Origin of the sequence: Aeromonas sp. HMWF017 (assembly GCF_003061465.1) — a bacterium.
GTDB classification, from domain to species: Bacteria; Pseudomonadota; Gammaproteobacteria; order Enterobacterales; family Aeromonadaceae; genus Aeromonas; species Aeromonas veronii.
Window position 1 is genome coordinate 8940 of record NZ_QAJD01000149.1, and the last position, 14527, is coordinate 23466.

The following is a 14527-nucleotide window of genomic DNA, read 5'->3' on the forward strand; positions in this document are numbered from 1 at the left end:
CAGAGAAGAGGGTAGCCAGCGTGGCGTAGTGCCACGCCTTGTTTGGCTTGGCGAGCGCCATCGGCGCCAGCATCACATCCACCGGGATCGGCCAGAATACCGACTCGATAAAAGCGGTGATGGAGAGATACCAGGGGGCATGCTTGTGGCGAGCCCACTGCATCACCAGTACGTACAAACGGGAAAACAACTTCACTCAACATCTCCGTCAATCAGGGGAACAAAACGTACCGGCTCCAGAATACGGCTGGTCAGCTGGGATCCGGATCGTTCGATCAGTTGCAGGGTCTGCTGGCTGTCACCCACCGGCAACACCAGTCGACCCCCTTCGGCCAGCTGATCGGTGAGCGCCGTCGGGATCTCGCTCGCCGCGGCCGTCACCAGAATGGCGTCATAAGGCCCCTTGTTGGGCCACCCCAGCCAGCCGTTGCCGTGCTTGGCCGAGACATTGTGCAGATCGAGCTGGCGCAGTCGGCGTCGGGCCTGGAACTGCAGCGACTTGATCCGCTCCACGGTATACACATGCTCCACCAGATGGGCGAGGATCGCCGTCTGGTAGCCCGAGCCAGTGCCAATCTCCAGCACATGGGCCGGATTGTTTTGCATCAGCAACTCGGTCATTCGCGCCACCATATAGGGCTGCGAAATGGTCTGGCCGTGGCCGATGGGCAGGGCGGTGTTGTCCCACGCCTTGTGCGCCATGGCCTCGTCCACGAACAGCTGGCGCGGCACTTTCGCGATGGTCGCCAGCACGCGAAAATCGCGAATATCCTGTGCAATGAGCTGATTTAACAGGCGCTGTACTATCACACCACCCTCATCCCTGCAGATCTAACCAGGCCCCCAGACCGGCGAGACTGTCATAGGCAGTCATATCGATGGTCAGGGGGGTAATCGAGACATAGCCCTGCTCGATGGCAGCAAAATCGGTGCCTTCACCGGCATCCTGCTGGCTACCGGGGGGGCCGATCCAGTAGATGGGCTGGCCACGGGGATCCTCGGTGCAGATCACCGACTCCGCCCGGTGGCGATTGCCAAGGCGGGTGGTCTTGATCCCCTTGATCTGCTCGAGGGGCAAGTCCGGCACGTTGACGTTGAGGATCTGATCGGCAGGCAGGGGGTGTTTCATCAGCCCCTTCACCAGCAGGGCCGCATAGTGGGCCGCCGTGGCGAAGTGGGTCTTGCCCACCAGCGAGATGGCGATGGAAGGGTAGCCAAGATGGCGCCCCTCGGTGGCCGCGGCGACCGTGCCCGAGTAGATGACATCATCCCCCAGGTTGGCACCGTGGTTGATGCCGGCCACCACCATGTCGGGTTCAGGACGCACCAACTCGTTGACCGCCAGATGCACGCAGTCGGTCGGCGTGCCCTTCACCGCATAGCTCTCGCACCCATTAAAGCCGTTTTCTGCAATGTGGGTAACCCGCAGCGGTACTTCCAGCGTCAGGGAGTGACTCGCGCCGCTGCGGTTGCGATCCGGCGCCACCACAATGACCTCGCCACAGGCGCACAGCGCCTCGCTGAGGGCACGAATACCCTCGGCATGCACACCATCATCATTACTGACCAGAATTCGCATCGGTCTGATTCCTGAAACCGTGATCGGCCTCTTCGGCCTGCATTAACTCGCGCACCACGCTGGTGGCAAACGCGCCCGCCGGCAGGAAGAAGGAGAGGGTCAGCGCCTCGCCGTCCAGCTGCCAGCTCATCTGCTCCGGCTTGAGCAGCAGGGGGCGCCTGTCCTGATCCAACCCTGCCTTCTCCAGCCCGTCACACCAATCGCTGTAAGGGGCCAGCACGCCCTGTTCGAACTCGGCAGCGGCGCCCTGACTGGCCAGACGGCCACGGCCCCACTGGGGCGCGGTGAGCTGCACGTCGCCGGAGGCAAGACGCGCTTCCAGCTCGGGGGTCACGCTCTCTTCGCTGAAGATGGAGTGGCTGCCCTTGAGCATCACGCAATCACCGGCCAGCAGCTGATGGGCCAGCCCCTGCTCGATACGGGCGCTGACAATGGCGTTGAACAGCATGCTGCGGGCGGCAGAGAGGTAGAGGGAACGCTTGTTGCGATCCTTGATCCGCTTGCCGGCAAACATCGCCTTGGCCGCTTCCAGGTTGTTGCCATCGCGGCCAAAACGCTGCTCACCATAGTAATTGGGTACACCCTGAGTGGCGATGGCCTGCAGGCGCGCCTCCAGACCGTCGGCTTGTTCCAGACCGGTGAGACGCAGGGTGAAATGGTTGCCCTTGAGGTAGCCGACCCGCAATTTGCGGTTGTGACGCCTGGCTTGCAGGATCTGGATGCTGTCGCTCTCGATAACCGACAAGTCCGGCTCGGCCTTGCCCGGCAGGTGAATGCCGAACCACTGCTCGGTCACCGCGTGGCGATCCTTCAGGCCCGCCCAGGTCACCGCATTGCGGTTGACACCGGCCGCATCGGCCAGCAGACCCGCCACCCAGGCGGTGTTTTCGCCGGTTTTGCGCACACGGACGAAGATGTGCTCCCCTTCACCGCAAGGCTCGAAGCCGAGATCTTCATTCACCACGAAGTCGGCGGCCTCGGCCTTGAGGATACCGCGGGCAGTGGGCGCCCCGTGCAGATAGGCAAGTTGTTCCAGCATTATTGTTTCACCAGTAGGACGACGGCTTCGGTGGCGATCCCTTCCTTGCGCCCCGTAAACCCAAGCTGTTCGGTGGTGGTCGCCTTGACGTTCACCCGGTTCAAATCACATTGCAGATCGGCGGCCAGTACGGCGCACATGGCGTCGATATGGGGCGCCATTTTGGGGGCCTGGGCGATGATGGTCACATCCAGATTGCCGATGGCATACCCCGCCTGCTGTACCCGGGCAAAGACATCCCGCAGCAGAATGCGACTGTCGATCCCCTTGAACTCGGCAGCGGTATCGGGGAAGTGGCGACCGATGTCACCGGCACCGATGGCCCCCAGCAGGGCATCGCTTACCGCGTGCAGCACCACATCGCCGTCGGAGTGGGCAACCAGCCCCTGCTCGTAGGGAACCGGCACGCCACCCAGCATGCAGGGGCCAACACCACCAAATTTATGGACATCAAAACCATGACCAATGCGCATCATCAGCGGCAACCTCCCAACATGCTGAAACCAACCCCATCAATTTTGTGTACGTCCACACCATGTCCAATCCGGATCATGCTAACTCCTTGTTCGGGCCTGTTTGTTCGAGACACTCTGCTCTGAACGGTCTGTTCTGACTGAGGGGCTTATGCCTGCTGGCTTAAAAACAGCCCCGCCAGCGACAAGTCTTCCGGCCGGGTCACTTTGATATTGTCGGCGCGCCCCTCCACCATCCGCACCGTGAATCCGGCCCGCTCCATGGCAGAGGCCTCGTCGGTGATGGTGGCGCCCAGCAGCAGCCCCTCTTCCAGTGCCCGCTTCAGGGCACGGGTCGGGAACATCTGCGGCGTCAGGGCATGCCAGAGCTGCTCGCGCTCGACGGTAGCGATGATATTGCCCTCGCCATCGGAGCGTTTCATGGTATCGCGCACCCGACTGCCGAGAATGGCGCCGCCACAGTTCATGGCCGTGGCAATCAGCGCATCGAGATCGCCGTGAGTCAGGCAGGGGCGGGCCGCATCGTGCACCAGCACCCACTCCCCTTGCGCCACATGGAGGCCATTGAGGACGGAAAAGGCGCGCTCGGCGCCTCCCTCTACCCGCACAATTCGCGGGTCGGCCGCCACGGGCAGGGCCTCGAACCAGCGGTCATGGGGCGCCAGCGCCACGATCACCTGGGCGATTGCCGGGTGGGAGAGCAGCCGCTCCAGGGTATGTTCGAGAATGGTTTTACCCGCCAGTTGCAGGTACTGCTTGGGGCAATCGGCCCCCATCCGGCTGCCGATACCGGCGGCAGGGACGATCGCCGTCAGGCCGGATACCCGGCTGGCATCAGTCATCGTAGGGCTCATCGTCCGGCGCTGTCTCTTTGTCTTTCTCTTTGGGGATGATCCGGTAGAAGGTCTCCCCCTGCTTGATGTAACCCAGATCGTTGCGCGACAACTCCTCGATGGCCTCGAGGCCAGAGGTGAGATCATCTATCTCGCGGTAAATGAGGTCGTTACGATCCTTGAGAGTCTGGTTGTCCCGCTGTTGCTGCGAGATGGCCTCCGACAGGTTCTGATAATCGGATAGCCCGTTCTTCCCCAGCCAGAGGTCATATTGCAGTCCCCCCAGCAGGAGGATCAGGATCAGGGTGAATAGCCGCATGCACTAGGTCTCCTTCAGGCGGCCTAGTGTCCCATATTCGGTGCCAAGACAAAAGAAAGCGAGCACCCGGGAGCCACCGGCCGAACATAAAAAAGTGCCCAAGAGTGAATCAGATAGCACAAAGCCCCGCCAAACCGGTGCAAGGATGGCCAACCAGGGCGCTCCTTGTCCGGGGGCGGGGCTCTCAATCAGAAAGCGGTAAGGGGGATCAGTTCACCGCGACCGGCTCTCCCGCGCTCTCGGCCGGAGTGTTGTACTCCTCCTCGGCATCGCGGAAACGCTCCAGCATCGCTTTTGAGGGCGCTTCGCCCATCAGGCTGCCCACCACGATGGCCAGCAGTGCGAACAGGAAGCCCGGGATGATCTCATACAGCCCCAGCCAGCCGAACTGCTTCCAGACGATGACGGTGATGGCACCGACCAGCATGCCCGCCAGCGCGCCGTTGCGGGTCATTCGCGGCCACAGAACCGAGAGCAGCACAACGGGGCCGAAGGCGGCACCGAAACCGGCCCAAGCGTAGCTCACCAGCCCCAGCACCCGGTTTTCCGGATTCATGGCGACGGCGATGGCAATCACCGCGATCAGCAGCACCATCAGGCGCCCCACCCACACCAGCTCACGCTGGGAGGCGTTCTTGCGCAGGAACGGCTTGTAGAGATCCTCTGTGATGGCGCTGGAGCAGACCAGTAATTGACAACTTAGAGTACTCATCACCGCCGCCAGAATAGCGGAGAGCAGCACCCCGGCGATCCAGGGGTTGAACAGGATCTTGGAGAGCTCAATAAAGACCCGCTCCGGGTTGCCGGTCACTCCAGCCGCCACTTCCGGGAAGCGAGCGAAATAGGCCAGCCCGAAGAAGCCGATGGCCACCGCGCCTGCGAGGCAGAACACCATCCAGGTCATGCTGATACGGCGGGCATTGGCCATGGAGTGGTGGGAATCCGCCGCCATGAAACGGGCCAGAATATGGGGCTGACCGAAGTAACCAAGGCCCCAGGCCATCAGCGAGATGATGGCGATCACATCCAGATTCTTGAACATGTCGAGGTTGGTGGCGCTCTTGGCGGCCACCTCGATCATGGCGCTGTCCACCCCGCCGACGGCGATGATGACGAAGACCGGGGTCAGGATCAGGGCGAAGATCATCAGGGTTGCCTGCACCGTATCGGTCCAGCTCACCGCGAGGAAGCCGCCGAAGAAGGTGTAAGTGATGGTGGCGGCAGCACCGACCCAGAGGGCGGTGTTGTAATCCATGCCGAAGGTGCTCTCGAACAGGCGGGCACCGGCTACCACGCCAGAGGCGCAATAGATGGTGAAGAAGAGCAGGATCACCAGCGCCGAGAGAATGCGCAGCACCTTGCTGTGATCTTCAAAGCGGTAGGTGAAATAGTCCGGCAGGGTCAGGGCATTGCGGTTCTTCTCGGTATGTACCCGCAGGCGGCCCGCTACCCAGCGCCAGTTGAGGTAGGCACCGATCACCAGACCGATGGCGATCCAGCTCTCGGAGATGCCGCTGACGAAGACGGCGCCGGGCAGGCCCATCAGCAGCCAGCCGCTCATGTCGGAGGCGCCGGCGGAGAGGGCGGTGACCCAGCTCCCCATCCGGCGACCGCCAAGGATGTAGTCATCAAAGTTGCGGGTGGCGCGATAGGCAACGAAGCCGATCAGCACCATTCCGAGGATATACACCAGGAAGGTGATTAACATGGGTGTGCTAGCTGTCATGCAAAACTCCGTTTTGTGTCATTTTCTGCCCGCTCTGGTGACGGGCTCATCCCTAAAAAACCGGCCTAGCTTAATCAGCCGTTCGCGCCAGCTCAATCACTTTTAACAAACACAAAACACAATAAAAACCTTTGCGCATCAAATCATCTGCCGCATCAAGAGGATGGCGCCAGATTTCCTGCCGTGACCGTGGCGGCCATATCGCCGCGCTGGCAGCTATTGAGCGTTCTGTTTTCACATTTTGTTACTATCCATTTTTTACAAGCCTGCGCCCCGCTCCTACACTCCCCGCCCAGTCTCATTACACCAGCCAGAGGTCGGCACCATGTCATCTCATCTGTCACACCTGCGAACCCTCGCCCGCCGCCTTCACCCGGTGGAGGAGTCGGGTCATCTCATCAGACGGGCCAAGTATGTGGGACGTCTCTGGCTCAATCCCGGCGCCCGCGACCTCTATCGCCAACAGCAGGAGCAACCGCTGCTGGCACAGGCGATCAGCCGCTTCCCCGATATTCTGGAAAAGCCGATCCACCCCTATCGCCACAAGGGGCTCCGCAAGCGCTTGCGAGCGGGGCTTATCAGCGGCCACTACCAGCAGCTGGCTCGCCAGCTGCCCAAGGCGCAACAGCTGGCGATCTACAGCGGGCGCGGCCTGCTGCTGGCCCAGTGGCAGAGCGACAAGCTGACGGCCCCCCTCACCCTGCAACTGGATTACCAAACCCACATGGGCAAAGAGGGAGAGATGAGCCTGACCCTCAAGCTGGGTGACGCTGCGCTCTATTACATGGCCCTCAATCTGCGCCCCGCGCCAAACCCGACCCTCGAGATCTGTTCGCTGCAGGGGGGCAAGGGGCAGAGCGAGGAGATCAAGCTGGTCACCAAGGCGTGCGGCGGGCTGCGCCCCATGTCCCTGCTGGTCTATATGGCCGCCGAGCTGGCCCGGGGGTTAGCGTGCAAGAGCCTGCTCGGGATCCGCACCCAAAGCCACGTCTATCAGAGCAGCAAGCGCACCGCCGATCGGGTCAAGTTCGACCTCGACGGCTTGTGGCAGGAGCATCAGGGCTGCGTGCAAGATGAACTCTGGATGAGCCTGCCGCTGGAGGTGCCCCGCAAGACGCTGGAAGATATCCCCTCCCGCAAGCGGGCCAGCTACAAGGCACGCTACCAACTGCTCGATCAGCTCGGCAGCGAGCTGCAGGCTAATCTGCTGCGAAGCTGAGTCAGCGCAGCAGAAACACAAAGGGCGAACAGCATGCTGTTCGCCCTTTGTCATGACGGGGATGTGCCCTTAGCGGTTGATTGCCATCGGCATGCCGTTGCGCTGCTCCAGCGCCTGCTTCACCAGCTGGGAGTCGCTGTCGGCGTGGGCAATGAAGCGGGTCACCGCCGGGGTCATCGGCAGCGGTGCAGGCAGCTTGGAGTTGAACTCCTCTTCGCTGCGCGACAGCGGCTGGTGCACTTCCAGATAGCGGACACCGTTGGGCTCGAGAGAGGCCTTGATCGGCTGGTTGACGAACTGGACGCGAGTACCGACCGGTACCTGCTTGAACAGGTAGGCGATGTCGTCGTTGCGCAGACGCACGCAACCGTGGCTCACCCGCAGGCCGATGCCGAAGTTGGCGTTGGTACCGTGGATGGCGTACATCTTGCCGATGTAGAGGGCAAACAGACCCATGGGGTTGTCCGGGCCAGCCGGCCATACCGCAGGCAGGCTCTCGCCACGGGCGGCATATTCGGCATGCATCTTGGCGGTCGGGGTCCAGGTCGGGCCCGCTTTCTTGCGCTGCACGCTGGTCACCCAGTTTTCCGGGGTGTCGGTGCCGAGCTGGCCGATGCCGATGGGCAGCACTTCCACCACTTTTTTACCCTTGGGGTAGTAGTAGAGGCGCATCTCGGCCACGTTCAGCACAATCCCTTCACGGGGTGCATCCGGCAGGATCAGTTGCTGGGGGATCACCAGCTTCTCGCCGGTCTGTACCAACAGAGGATCCGCATCGGGGTTGGCTTCGGTCATGTTGGTGAGCCCCAGCTGGAATTTGGCCGCAATGGCCTCCAGCGGCTGGCTGTTCTCTTCGGCCGGAACCACGTATTCCAGATTTTCCCCTACCAGACGGCTGTTGGCCGCAGGCAGAGCATATTCAACAGCGAAAACCGGCGCAGCGGTCAGCAGCAGGCTGTAGCAGAGTGTTGCCACACTATTGCGAAGGAGCTTCATAACTTTCCCATGATGATGACTTGAAGTGACGTCTCTGGGCTGGCAGCTGATCAAGAGGGGATCAGGGGCGCGAAGAGAAGGCCGCCATTTTTCTCCTCTGCACGGCAAATTTCAACTGACAAGTGGCGACGGGTCGATGATTAATATACGGTTTTTTCCGCGTCCCCGACCCGCCCGGTTTCCCCCTTTATCCCCGTTGCCAAGCACGCATGTCGTAACCTGTGGGAGATTGATGCAACCGCAGATGAAATTGCTCAATGATGGCAAAGATATGGTCGAAAATATCGGCCTGGATCCCTTCGTAGTCGGCCCATGCGGTGGTCGCGGTAAAGCAGTAAATTTCCAGCGGCAAACCGTCTGACGTGGGTGCCAGCTGGCGCACCATCAGGGTCATGTCCTTGCGAATGCCGGGATGGGCGCGCAGGTAGGCATCCAGATAGGCGCGCAGGGTGCCGAGGTTGGTGAGGTGACGGCCGTTGATGGGGCAGCTCAATGCATCGCTCAGCTGCTGGTTGTAGGCACTCAGCTCCTGCTCCTTGCGACTGAGATAGGGTGCCAGCAGCTGCGCCTGCTTGAGCTGCAACTGCTCATCGGCTGTCAGAAAACGCACGCTGGTCATGTCGATATTGACGCTGCGCTTGATGCGGCGGCCCCCCGACTCGGTCATCCCCTGCCAGTTCTTGAAAGAGTCGGAGATCAGGGCATAGGTAGGAATGGTGGTAATGGTCTTGTCCCAGTTCGACACCTTGACCGTGGTAAGCCCGATGTCGGTCACCTCGCCATCGGCACCGTACTTGTCCATCTGCAGCCAGTCGCCGACGCTCAGCATCCGGTTGGCGGAGAGCTGGATCCCCGCCACCAGCCCGAGGATGGGGTCCTTGAACACCAGCATCAGCACTGCGGTCATGGCACCCAGACCGCTGAACAGGAACAGCGGCGACTTGCCGAGCAGCAGGGCGATCATCAGGATGCCCACCAGGATGCTGCCTACCAGCTTGGCCCCCTGGAAGATGCCGCGCAGGGGCAAATCCCGACCAAGGCGGGTGTAACGGCTCACCGACAACAGGCAGTCGAGCAGGGCAAAGAAGGCCAGCAGCAGGAACAGCAGAATCCAGAGCTGGGCCACCATCTCGATAAGCTTGAGGCTGTCCGATTGACGGGGCAGCCAGATCTCCGCCTGACCGAGCAGCACGGCCCCCTGCAGCACGAAGGCGAGCCGGTTGAAGAGACGCTGTTGCAGCTGGGGCGGCAGCCATACCTGCTTGGCCTTGCCGAGGATCCCCACCAGCCGGACCAGCAGTACCCGGTGCAGCGCCATGTGCAGCAGCAACGAGGTGATGACGATAAAACCCAGCGCGATCACCAGTGCCATCATGCTGGTCACTTCCACCCCAAGGCCCGACAACCAGTTAAAAAACGCCTCTTTCATTGCTCTCTCCCGAACCGGGCAGCCCGCTGGCTGCAAAAACAGTGGTGGTCAGGGTACCGCTCCCCTCCCCCATGTCAAATCGGTGAACGCCAGAAATGACAACGCCCGGCACAGGCCGGGCGTTGTTTCAGAGCGAGGCTGACTTAGCAGACCAGGCTCAGGGCATCGCGAGCGATGACCAGCTCTTCGTTGGTCGGGATCACCATGGCGCAACGGCTGTCGGCGGTGGTGATGCGACCTTCACCACCCAGTACCGCGGCGTTGTTGGCCTCTTTGTCCACCTTGAAGCCGAACAGGGCCAGACGGTTCAGCACCATCTCGCGCACCATGGCGGCGTTCTCACCGATACCGCCGGTGAAGACCACGGCGTCCAGACGACCGTCCATCGCAGCGGCGTAGGCGCCGACATACTTGGCCACACGGTAGGTGAAGACATCCAGCGCGCGCTTGGCACCGGCGTCGGTGGCGTAGTTGGTGGTGACGTAGCGGCAGTCGCTGCTCGCTTCGGTCATCCCCAGCAGACCGGACTCACGGGTCAGGGTGTGGTTGATCTGCTCCACGCTGTAACCGAGCTGGTCGTGCATGAAGAAGACCACGGCGGGATCGATATCACCGGAGCGGGTACCCATCGCCAGACCTTCCAGCGGAGTCAGACCCATGGAGGTGTCTACGGATTTGCCGTTCTTGATGGCGCAGACAGAGGCACCGTTACCCAGGTGGCAGTTGATGATGTTCAGTTCATTCAACGGCTTGCCCAGCTCTTTCGCAGCTTCTTCCGCGATGTAGCGGTGAGAAGTACCGTGGGCACCGTAACGACGGATGCCGTGTTCGCGGTAGAGCTTGTGCGGCAGCGCATAGAGGTAGGCCTCTTGCGGCAGAGTCTGGTGGAAGGCGGTGTCGAACACGGCCACGTTCTTCTCGGACAGCTGCGGGAACACTTTCAGCGCGGCGCGAATACCGATGAGGTGCGCCGGGTTGTGCAGCGGGGCGAACGGAATGGCGGCATTGATACCGGCGATCACGCCGTCATCAATGCGCACGGAGCGGGAGAACTGCTCGCCACCGTGTACGATTCGGTGACCGATGGCCACCAGTTGCTCGGCAAGAGTCGGATCCTGCGGCAGGATGTGACCCACGATATGGTCGAGGGCCTCCTGGTGAGCGGCACCCGCTCCCAGCATGGCTTCGCCCTTGACCCCGTGGAGTTTCCATTTGATACGTGCATCATCCAGATTGAAGCATTCGGCCAGGCCGGACAGCATGTCCTCACCTGTTTCGGCGTCCATTACGGCAAATTTCAGGGAAGAGCTACCGCAGTTAAGGATCAATACCAACTTGCTCATTTTCTACATCTTCCTGTGCTTCGGCTTTATGCCGACAGTGTCGTGTCATCCAAAAGAGGATGGGATTCCCCTGCCGGGGGCTTATGGTCGCAGGAGGGTGCGTCCAATTTTTCAATTCTTGCTCTTGAAAGAGTCATCGCAACCTGTGGTGCGTATCACTGGTTTCAATTCTTGCTCTTGAAAGAGTGATCGCAACTTGTGGTGCGTATCACTGGTTTCAATGCTTGCGAGCCTCAACGCATCAGCAGCACAGGGCTCGTCTCAATGGGAATGCTCAGGCGATAGCCAGCAGATCCTTGTGTACCTTGACCACCAGCTTCTTCACCTTGGCGGGCTGGTTGAAGGTACAGAGCGGGCGGTGCAGCTCGCCCGGCCAGAAGATGGCGAAATCGCCCGGTTGCAGCGCCAGATAGCTGGTCTGCTCGTCATCGACAAACCAGAGGTCGGGATGGGGATGGTCGGCGCCGTCGCTCACGTAGTCGTGGGGGCCCACACCTATCCACTCTTCACCGCGCAGCAGCAGCTGGATATCGAGATACTGCTCATGGAATTCGCCACGGCGATCCGCGGCTGGCTCGGTCAGATCCTCGCTCACCAGACAGAACAGGTTGAGACCATCGATCTCGGTCTTGCCGAGCGGAGCGTCACCCCAGTGAGCCACGCTCTTCACCACCTCGGCCATGATGCGGGCCAGCGGGGCGGGCAGCGGCGTCCGCTGCAGGGTGTTCAGGCTACCGGTGATCATGGCGTCTGTTTCCTGTTAGGTATATCTGGGCGGCATCTTTGCCAGCCAATGAAAAAGGACCTGTGACAGGTCCTTCAATAATGCCGTCTGCAATCCGTGCAAACCGGTTTAGAGCTTTTGCTCATGTTCAGCTATATGGGCACTGTTACACACTCGTCAGCACCTTGCCAAGAGACATAATCCCATTTTCATAGTGATCGTACCAGCTGAAACCATATTATTCACCACCCTTTCCCCCTCGACTTTGACCAGACGCAAAAACGGGCGCATCAGCGCCCGTTTTTTTCGCAAAACCGTTTAACAACCGGTTTCATTCAAGCCTTTTTGGCATTTTCCACCGGTTTGGCGTACATGGCTCGCCAGATCGCCTTGTGCTCTTCCGGCACCTCTGACTGACGAGTCAGGAAGGCCGCCTGTTCGATGGTATTGGCCTTGCCGGAGACATCGGCAGCCAGATAGTTGCTGGGGAAGAGGTGGTAGCTGCTCCAGATCGCCTTGTCGATCAGCGCGGCCAGTTCGTCCGGATCGCTGAAGCCCTCGGTGATCGGCGCACCGAAGGAGACGTGCACCCGCCCCTTCATACCGACGATACCGGCGACGATACTCTCGATATCCTCGAACTCGCCCTTCTCGTAGCTGCCGTTGACCGACTTCTCGTAGAGCTCGCGCGCCTTCGCCTTGTCGGTCGGGTCCAGCTCGTAGCTGATGCTGACCGGCACGATATTGAGGCTGCGCATGTAGTCGACGAAGTCGATCTTCTGCTTCTTGCCGTCGACGTAGAACATCTTGAGGATGGCGGGATCTGTCTTGTCATCGCCATTCTTGGCGCGCCCTTCCTTCTGGGCGATCCAGATGGAGTGACCTTCGTGAACCGAGTTGCCAATATAGGCAGACAGCTCGCCGAGCGCCTTCATCATCTCCCGCGGCCCCTTGGCGGAGCGTTTGACGATAAAGCTCTTGTTGAGCTTCATCAGCTCGGTAGCGCAGGGTTTGCGCAGCAGGTTGTCACCGATGGCGATGCGCACGGTATCGAAACCGTGGGTGTGCAGCCCCCAGTTGACGAACGCCGGATCCATGGCGATGTCTCTGTGGTTGGAGACAAACAGATAGCCCTGCTCTTTCTTCAGATGCTCGATCCCGGAGAAGGTCACCCCCTTGGTGGAGGTGGCGATCATGCGGGACATGTACCGGGTGACCCCCATCTGGACCTGATGCACTGTGGTCACTTTTGACCATTTGCGGCGCAGGAACAGGCGGATCATCGGGCGGATGGCCCAACCCAGCCAGCTCATCAGGGAACCGAAACGATACTTGGCGATGGCGCCGATAAATTCATCATCCTGGATCAGCCGTTCGATGGCTGCCGGCACTTCTTCATCGCGGTAGGGGCGAATATCCGCGAATCTATCTACTTCAGTCACAATGTCAGCCTTGCATGCTAGGAAACCGCAGCCAACCCGCGTTGGCCGGGGAAAATTCAGGGCGCAATTTTACACGCTTTTATGGCAAGGGGTATGAGACAAGCATGAATAGTGAGATCTGACCAGTTTATTAATCGGATGCCAGTGCCAGCGCGACCGCCGCTTCGGCATGGATGGCAGTGGTGTCGTAGAGCGGCACTGCCGCCCGGGCATCGCCCACCAGCAGGGCAATCTCGGTACAGCCGAGGATCACCGCCTCGGCACCCGCGGCCGCCAGCCCCTCGATAATGGCCAGATACTCGGCCCGCGATGATTCGCGGATCTCCCCCAGACAGAGCTCGTCATAGATGATCCTGTGTACCCGCTCCCGCCCAGCCTCATCGGGTACCAGCACCGCCAACCCGAAACGCTCCTGCAAGCGCCCCTTGTAAAAATCCTGCTCCATGGTGAAGCGGGTGCCGAGCAGGCCGACCCGGGTTATCCCGTCCGCCTGCAATTTGGCCGCGGTAGCATCGGCGATATGAAGCAGCGGGATATCGATGGCTGCCTCAATCTCGGGCGCCACCTTGTGCATGGTGTTGGTGCCGATCAGCAAGAAATCGGCGCCGCCATCCTGCAACTTGCGCGCCTCCGCCGCCAGCAGGCGGGCGGTAGCGGGCCAGTCACCGGCATGCTGCAACCGCTCGATACCGGCAAAGTCGACGCTGTTGAGCAGCACCCGCGCCGAGTGCAAGCCACCGAGCTGTGCCCGCACACCGCGGTTGAGCGCCTGATAGTAACTGACGGTGGACTCCCAGCTCATGCCACCCAACAGACCGATACATTTCATATGAACTCCTTTCATCCCAAGGGAGGGCAGAACCACGCCACCTTGCAGGCAAGGCCACGCGGACGAGATAAAAAAGGCCCCGCAGGGCCAACAAGACAGCCGGTAAAGGCCCGGGTTAACCCCGGGCTAAATCCAGATCATCCCGACACAGGCGGCCGTCGCCAGCCCCATGCCGAGATTGAAACGCCGCCAGCCCCGGGCGGTGCGAATGATTTGCCGCACCTGGGCACCAAACAACACCCAGAACGCCCCGGTGTAGAGGCCGGTAATAAAGAAGATCACCAACACCCAGAGCGCGGAGGGCCAGTAAGCCTCCCCCGCCAGAGTGAAACCGCTGATGGCGGAGAGCGCCATCATCCACGCCTTGGGGTTGAGCAGTTGCAGCATGGCCCCCTGATGGGCGGGAATAAGCGGCCGGTTGCCCTCGGCCGGGCCGCTGGCGGTCGCCACCTTCCACGCCAGCCAGAGCAGATACGCCGAACCGATAAGCTTGAGGCCATCGTGCAGCAGCGGCACCTTCTCGAACACCACGCCAAGCCCCAGCGCGGTGGCGAGGATCATCAGATTGATCCCCCC

Annotated in this window: 16 protein-coding genes; 1 reads left to right on the forward strand and 15 read right to left on the reverse strand. The window is 60.9% G+C overall.

What is annotated here, in order from left to right; translation table 11 throughout:
- From DBR30_RS22330 to putP, 8 genes are all read right to left on the reverse strand, one after another.
- The coding region (locus DBR30_RS22330) for a YqaA family protein (protein ID WP_375135855.1) at positions 1-196 on the reverse strand (196 nt) is incomplete at its 3' end.
- Positions 193-810 carry a protein-L-isoaspartate(D-aspartate) O-methyltransferase gene (locus DBR30_RS15600; RefSeq protein ID WP_005335507.1) on the reverse strand — a complete coding sequence of 206 codons (618 nt, stop codon included), beginning with the start codon at positions 808-810 and terminating at the stop codon, positions 193-195. The genes DBR30_RS15600 and DBR30_RS22330, both read right to left, overlap by 4 nt.
- Before the next feature lie 7 nt (positions 811-817).
- Complete coding sequence (gene surE, locus DBR30_RS15605; protein ID WP_108542328.1) at positions 818-1579, reverse strand: 5'/3'-nucleotidase SurE; 762 nt, start codon at positions 1577-1579, stop codon at positions 818-820.
- A complete protein-coding gene (gene truD / locus DBR30_RS15610) occupies positions 1560-2618 on the reverse strand; it encodes a tRNA pseudouridine(13) synthase TruD (protein WP_005354508.1) in 1059 nt (352 codons plus the stop codon). The genes surE and truD overlap by 20 nt, the downstream gene beginning before the upstream one ends.
- A complete protein-coding gene (ispF, locus tag DBR30_RS15615; RefSeq protein ID WP_040097825.1) occupies positions 2618-3094 on the reverse strand; it encodes a 2-C-methyl-D-erythritol 2,4-cyclodiphosphate synthase in 477 nt (158 codons plus the stop codon). The genes truD and ispF overlap by 1 nt, the downstream gene beginning before the upstream one ends.
- A 146-nt stretch (positions 3095-3240) precedes the next feature.
- Complete coding sequence (ispD, locus tag DBR30_RS15620; protein WP_100652904.1) at positions 3241-3933, reverse strand: 2-C-methyl-D-erythritol 4-phosphate cytidylyltransferase; 693 nt, start codon at positions 3931-3933, stop codon at positions 3241-3243.
- Positions 3926-4243: a cell division protein FtsB gene (gene ftsB, locus DBR30_RS15625; RefSeq protein WP_005335520.1), complete on the reverse strand. Its 318-nt coding sequence runs from the start codon at positions 4241-4243 to the stop codon at positions 3926-3928. The genes ispD and ftsB overlap by 8 nt, the downstream gene beginning before the upstream one ends.
- Positions 4244-4451: 208 nt before the next feature.
- Entirely contained in the window at positions 4452-5969 is a 1518-nt protein-coding gene (gene putP, locus DBR30_RS15630; RefSeq protein WP_108542327.1) for a sodium/proline symporter PutP, read from the reverse strand.
- Between the two features lie 325 nt (positions 5970-6294).
- Between putP and DBR30_RS15635 the strand changes: the two genes are divergently transcribed.
- Positions 6295-7188, forward strand: a complete 894-nt coding sequence (locus DBR30_RS15635) for a VirK/YbjX family protein (RefSeq protein ID WP_108542326.1) — start codon at positions 6295-6297, stop codon at positions 7186-7188.
- A 69-nt stretch (positions 7189-7257) separates the two neighbouring features.
- Here the strand turns inward: DBR30_RS15635 and DBR30_RS15640 are convergent, their stop codons facing one another.
- The 7 genes from DBR30_RS15640 to DBR30_RS15670 all read right to left on the reverse strand — a co-directional run.
- Positions 7258-8184 (reverse strand): L,D-transpeptidase family protein, encoded by a 927-nt coding sequence (locus DBR30_RS15640; protein WP_146181128.1) that lies wholly within the window; start codon positions 8182-8184, stop codon positions 7258-7260.
- A gap of 187 nt (positions 8185-8371) precedes the next feature.
- Positions 8372-9613, reverse strand: a complete 1242-nt coding sequence (locus DBR30_RS15645; RefSeq protein ID WP_108542324.1) for a mechanosensitive ion channel family protein — start codon at positions 9611-9613, stop codon at positions 8372-8374.
- 143 nt (positions 9614-9756) lie between these two features.
- Positions 9757-10956, reverse strand: coding sequence for an acetate kinase (locus DBR30_RS15650; protein WP_108542323.1), 1200 nt, complete (start codon positions 10954-10956; stop codon positions 9757-9759).
- 274 nt (positions 10957-11230) lie between these two features.
- Positions 11231-11701: a YhcH/YjgK/YiaL family protein gene (locus tag DBR30_RS15655; protein ID WP_047439443.1), complete on the reverse strand. Its 471-nt coding sequence runs from the start codon at positions 11699-11701 to the stop codon at positions 11231-11233.
- 314 nt (positions 11702-12015) lie between these two features.
- Positions 12016-13122: a 1-acyl-sn-glycerol-3-phosphate acyltransferase gene (locus DBR30_RS15660; protein WP_005362790.1), complete on the reverse strand. Its 1107-nt coding sequence runs from the start codon at positions 13120-13122 to the stop codon at positions 12016-12018.
- Between the two features lie 130 nt (positions 13123-13252).
- Positions 13253-13951, reverse strand: a complete 699-nt coding sequence (locus tag DBR30_RS15665) for an aspartate/glutamate racemase family protein (RefSeq protein ID WP_019445322.1) — start codon at positions 13949-13951, stop codon at positions 13253-13255.
- Between the two features lie 126 nt (positions 13952-14077).
- Positions 14078-14527: LysE family translocator (locus tag DBR30_RS15670; RefSeq protein ID WP_108588422.1), on the reverse strand; the 450-nt coding region annotated here is incomplete at its 5' end.

What these genes read in the sequence shown, in the direction of transcription:
- DBR30_RS15645 (WP_108542324.1), bottom strand. Translation starts at nt 9,613, where the DNA reads ATGAAAGAGGCGTTTTTTAACTGGTTGTCGGGCCTTGGGGTGGAAGTG.
- DBR30_RS15655 (WP_047439443.1), bottom strand. Translation starts at nt 11,701, where the DNA reads ATGATCACCGGTAGCCTGAACACCCTGCAGCGGACGCCGCTGCCCGCC.
- DBR30_RS15640 (WP_146181128.1), bottom strand. Translation starts at nt 8,184, where the DNA reads ATGAAGCTCCTTCGCAATAGTGTGGCAACACTCTGCTACAGCCTGCTG.
- ftsB (WP_005335520.1), bottom strand. Translation starts at nt 4,243, where the DNA reads ATGCGGCTATTCACCCTGATCCTGATCCTCCTGCTGGGGGGACTGCAA.
- truD (WP_005354508.1), bottom strand. Translation starts at nt 2,618, where the DNA reads ATGCTGGAACAACTTGCCTATCTGCACGGGGCGCCCACTGCCCGCGGT.
- DBR30_RS15665 (WP_019445322.1), bottom strand. Translation starts at nt 13,951, where the DNA reads ATGAAATGTATCGGTCTGTTGGGTGGCATGAGCTGGGAGTCCACCGTC.
- DBR30_RS15650 (WP_108542323.1), bottom strand. Translation starts at nt 10,956, where the DNA reads ATGAGCAAGTTGGTATTGATCCTTAACTGCGGTAGCTCTTCCCTGAAA.
- putP (WP_108542327.1), bottom strand. Translation starts at nt 5,969, where the DNA reads ATGACAGCTAGCACACCCATGTTAATCACCTTCCTGGTGTATATCCTC.
- ispF (WP_040097825.1), bottom strand. Translation starts at nt 3,094, where the DNA reads ATGATGCGCATTGGTCATGGTTTTGATGTCCATAAATTTGGTGGTGTT.
- DBR30_RS15635 (WP_108542326.1), top strand. Translation starts at nt 6,295, where the DNA reads ATGTCATCTCATCTGTCACACCTGCGAACCCTCGCCCGCCGCCTTCAC.
- surE (WP_108542328.1), bottom strand. Translation starts at nt 1,579, where the DNA reads ATGCGAATTCTGGTCAGTAATGATGATGGTGTGCATGCCGAGGGTATT.
- ispD (WP_100652904.1), bottom strand. Translation starts at nt 3,933, where the DNA reads ATGACTGATGCCAGCCGGGTATCCGGCCTGACGGCGATCGTCCCTGCC.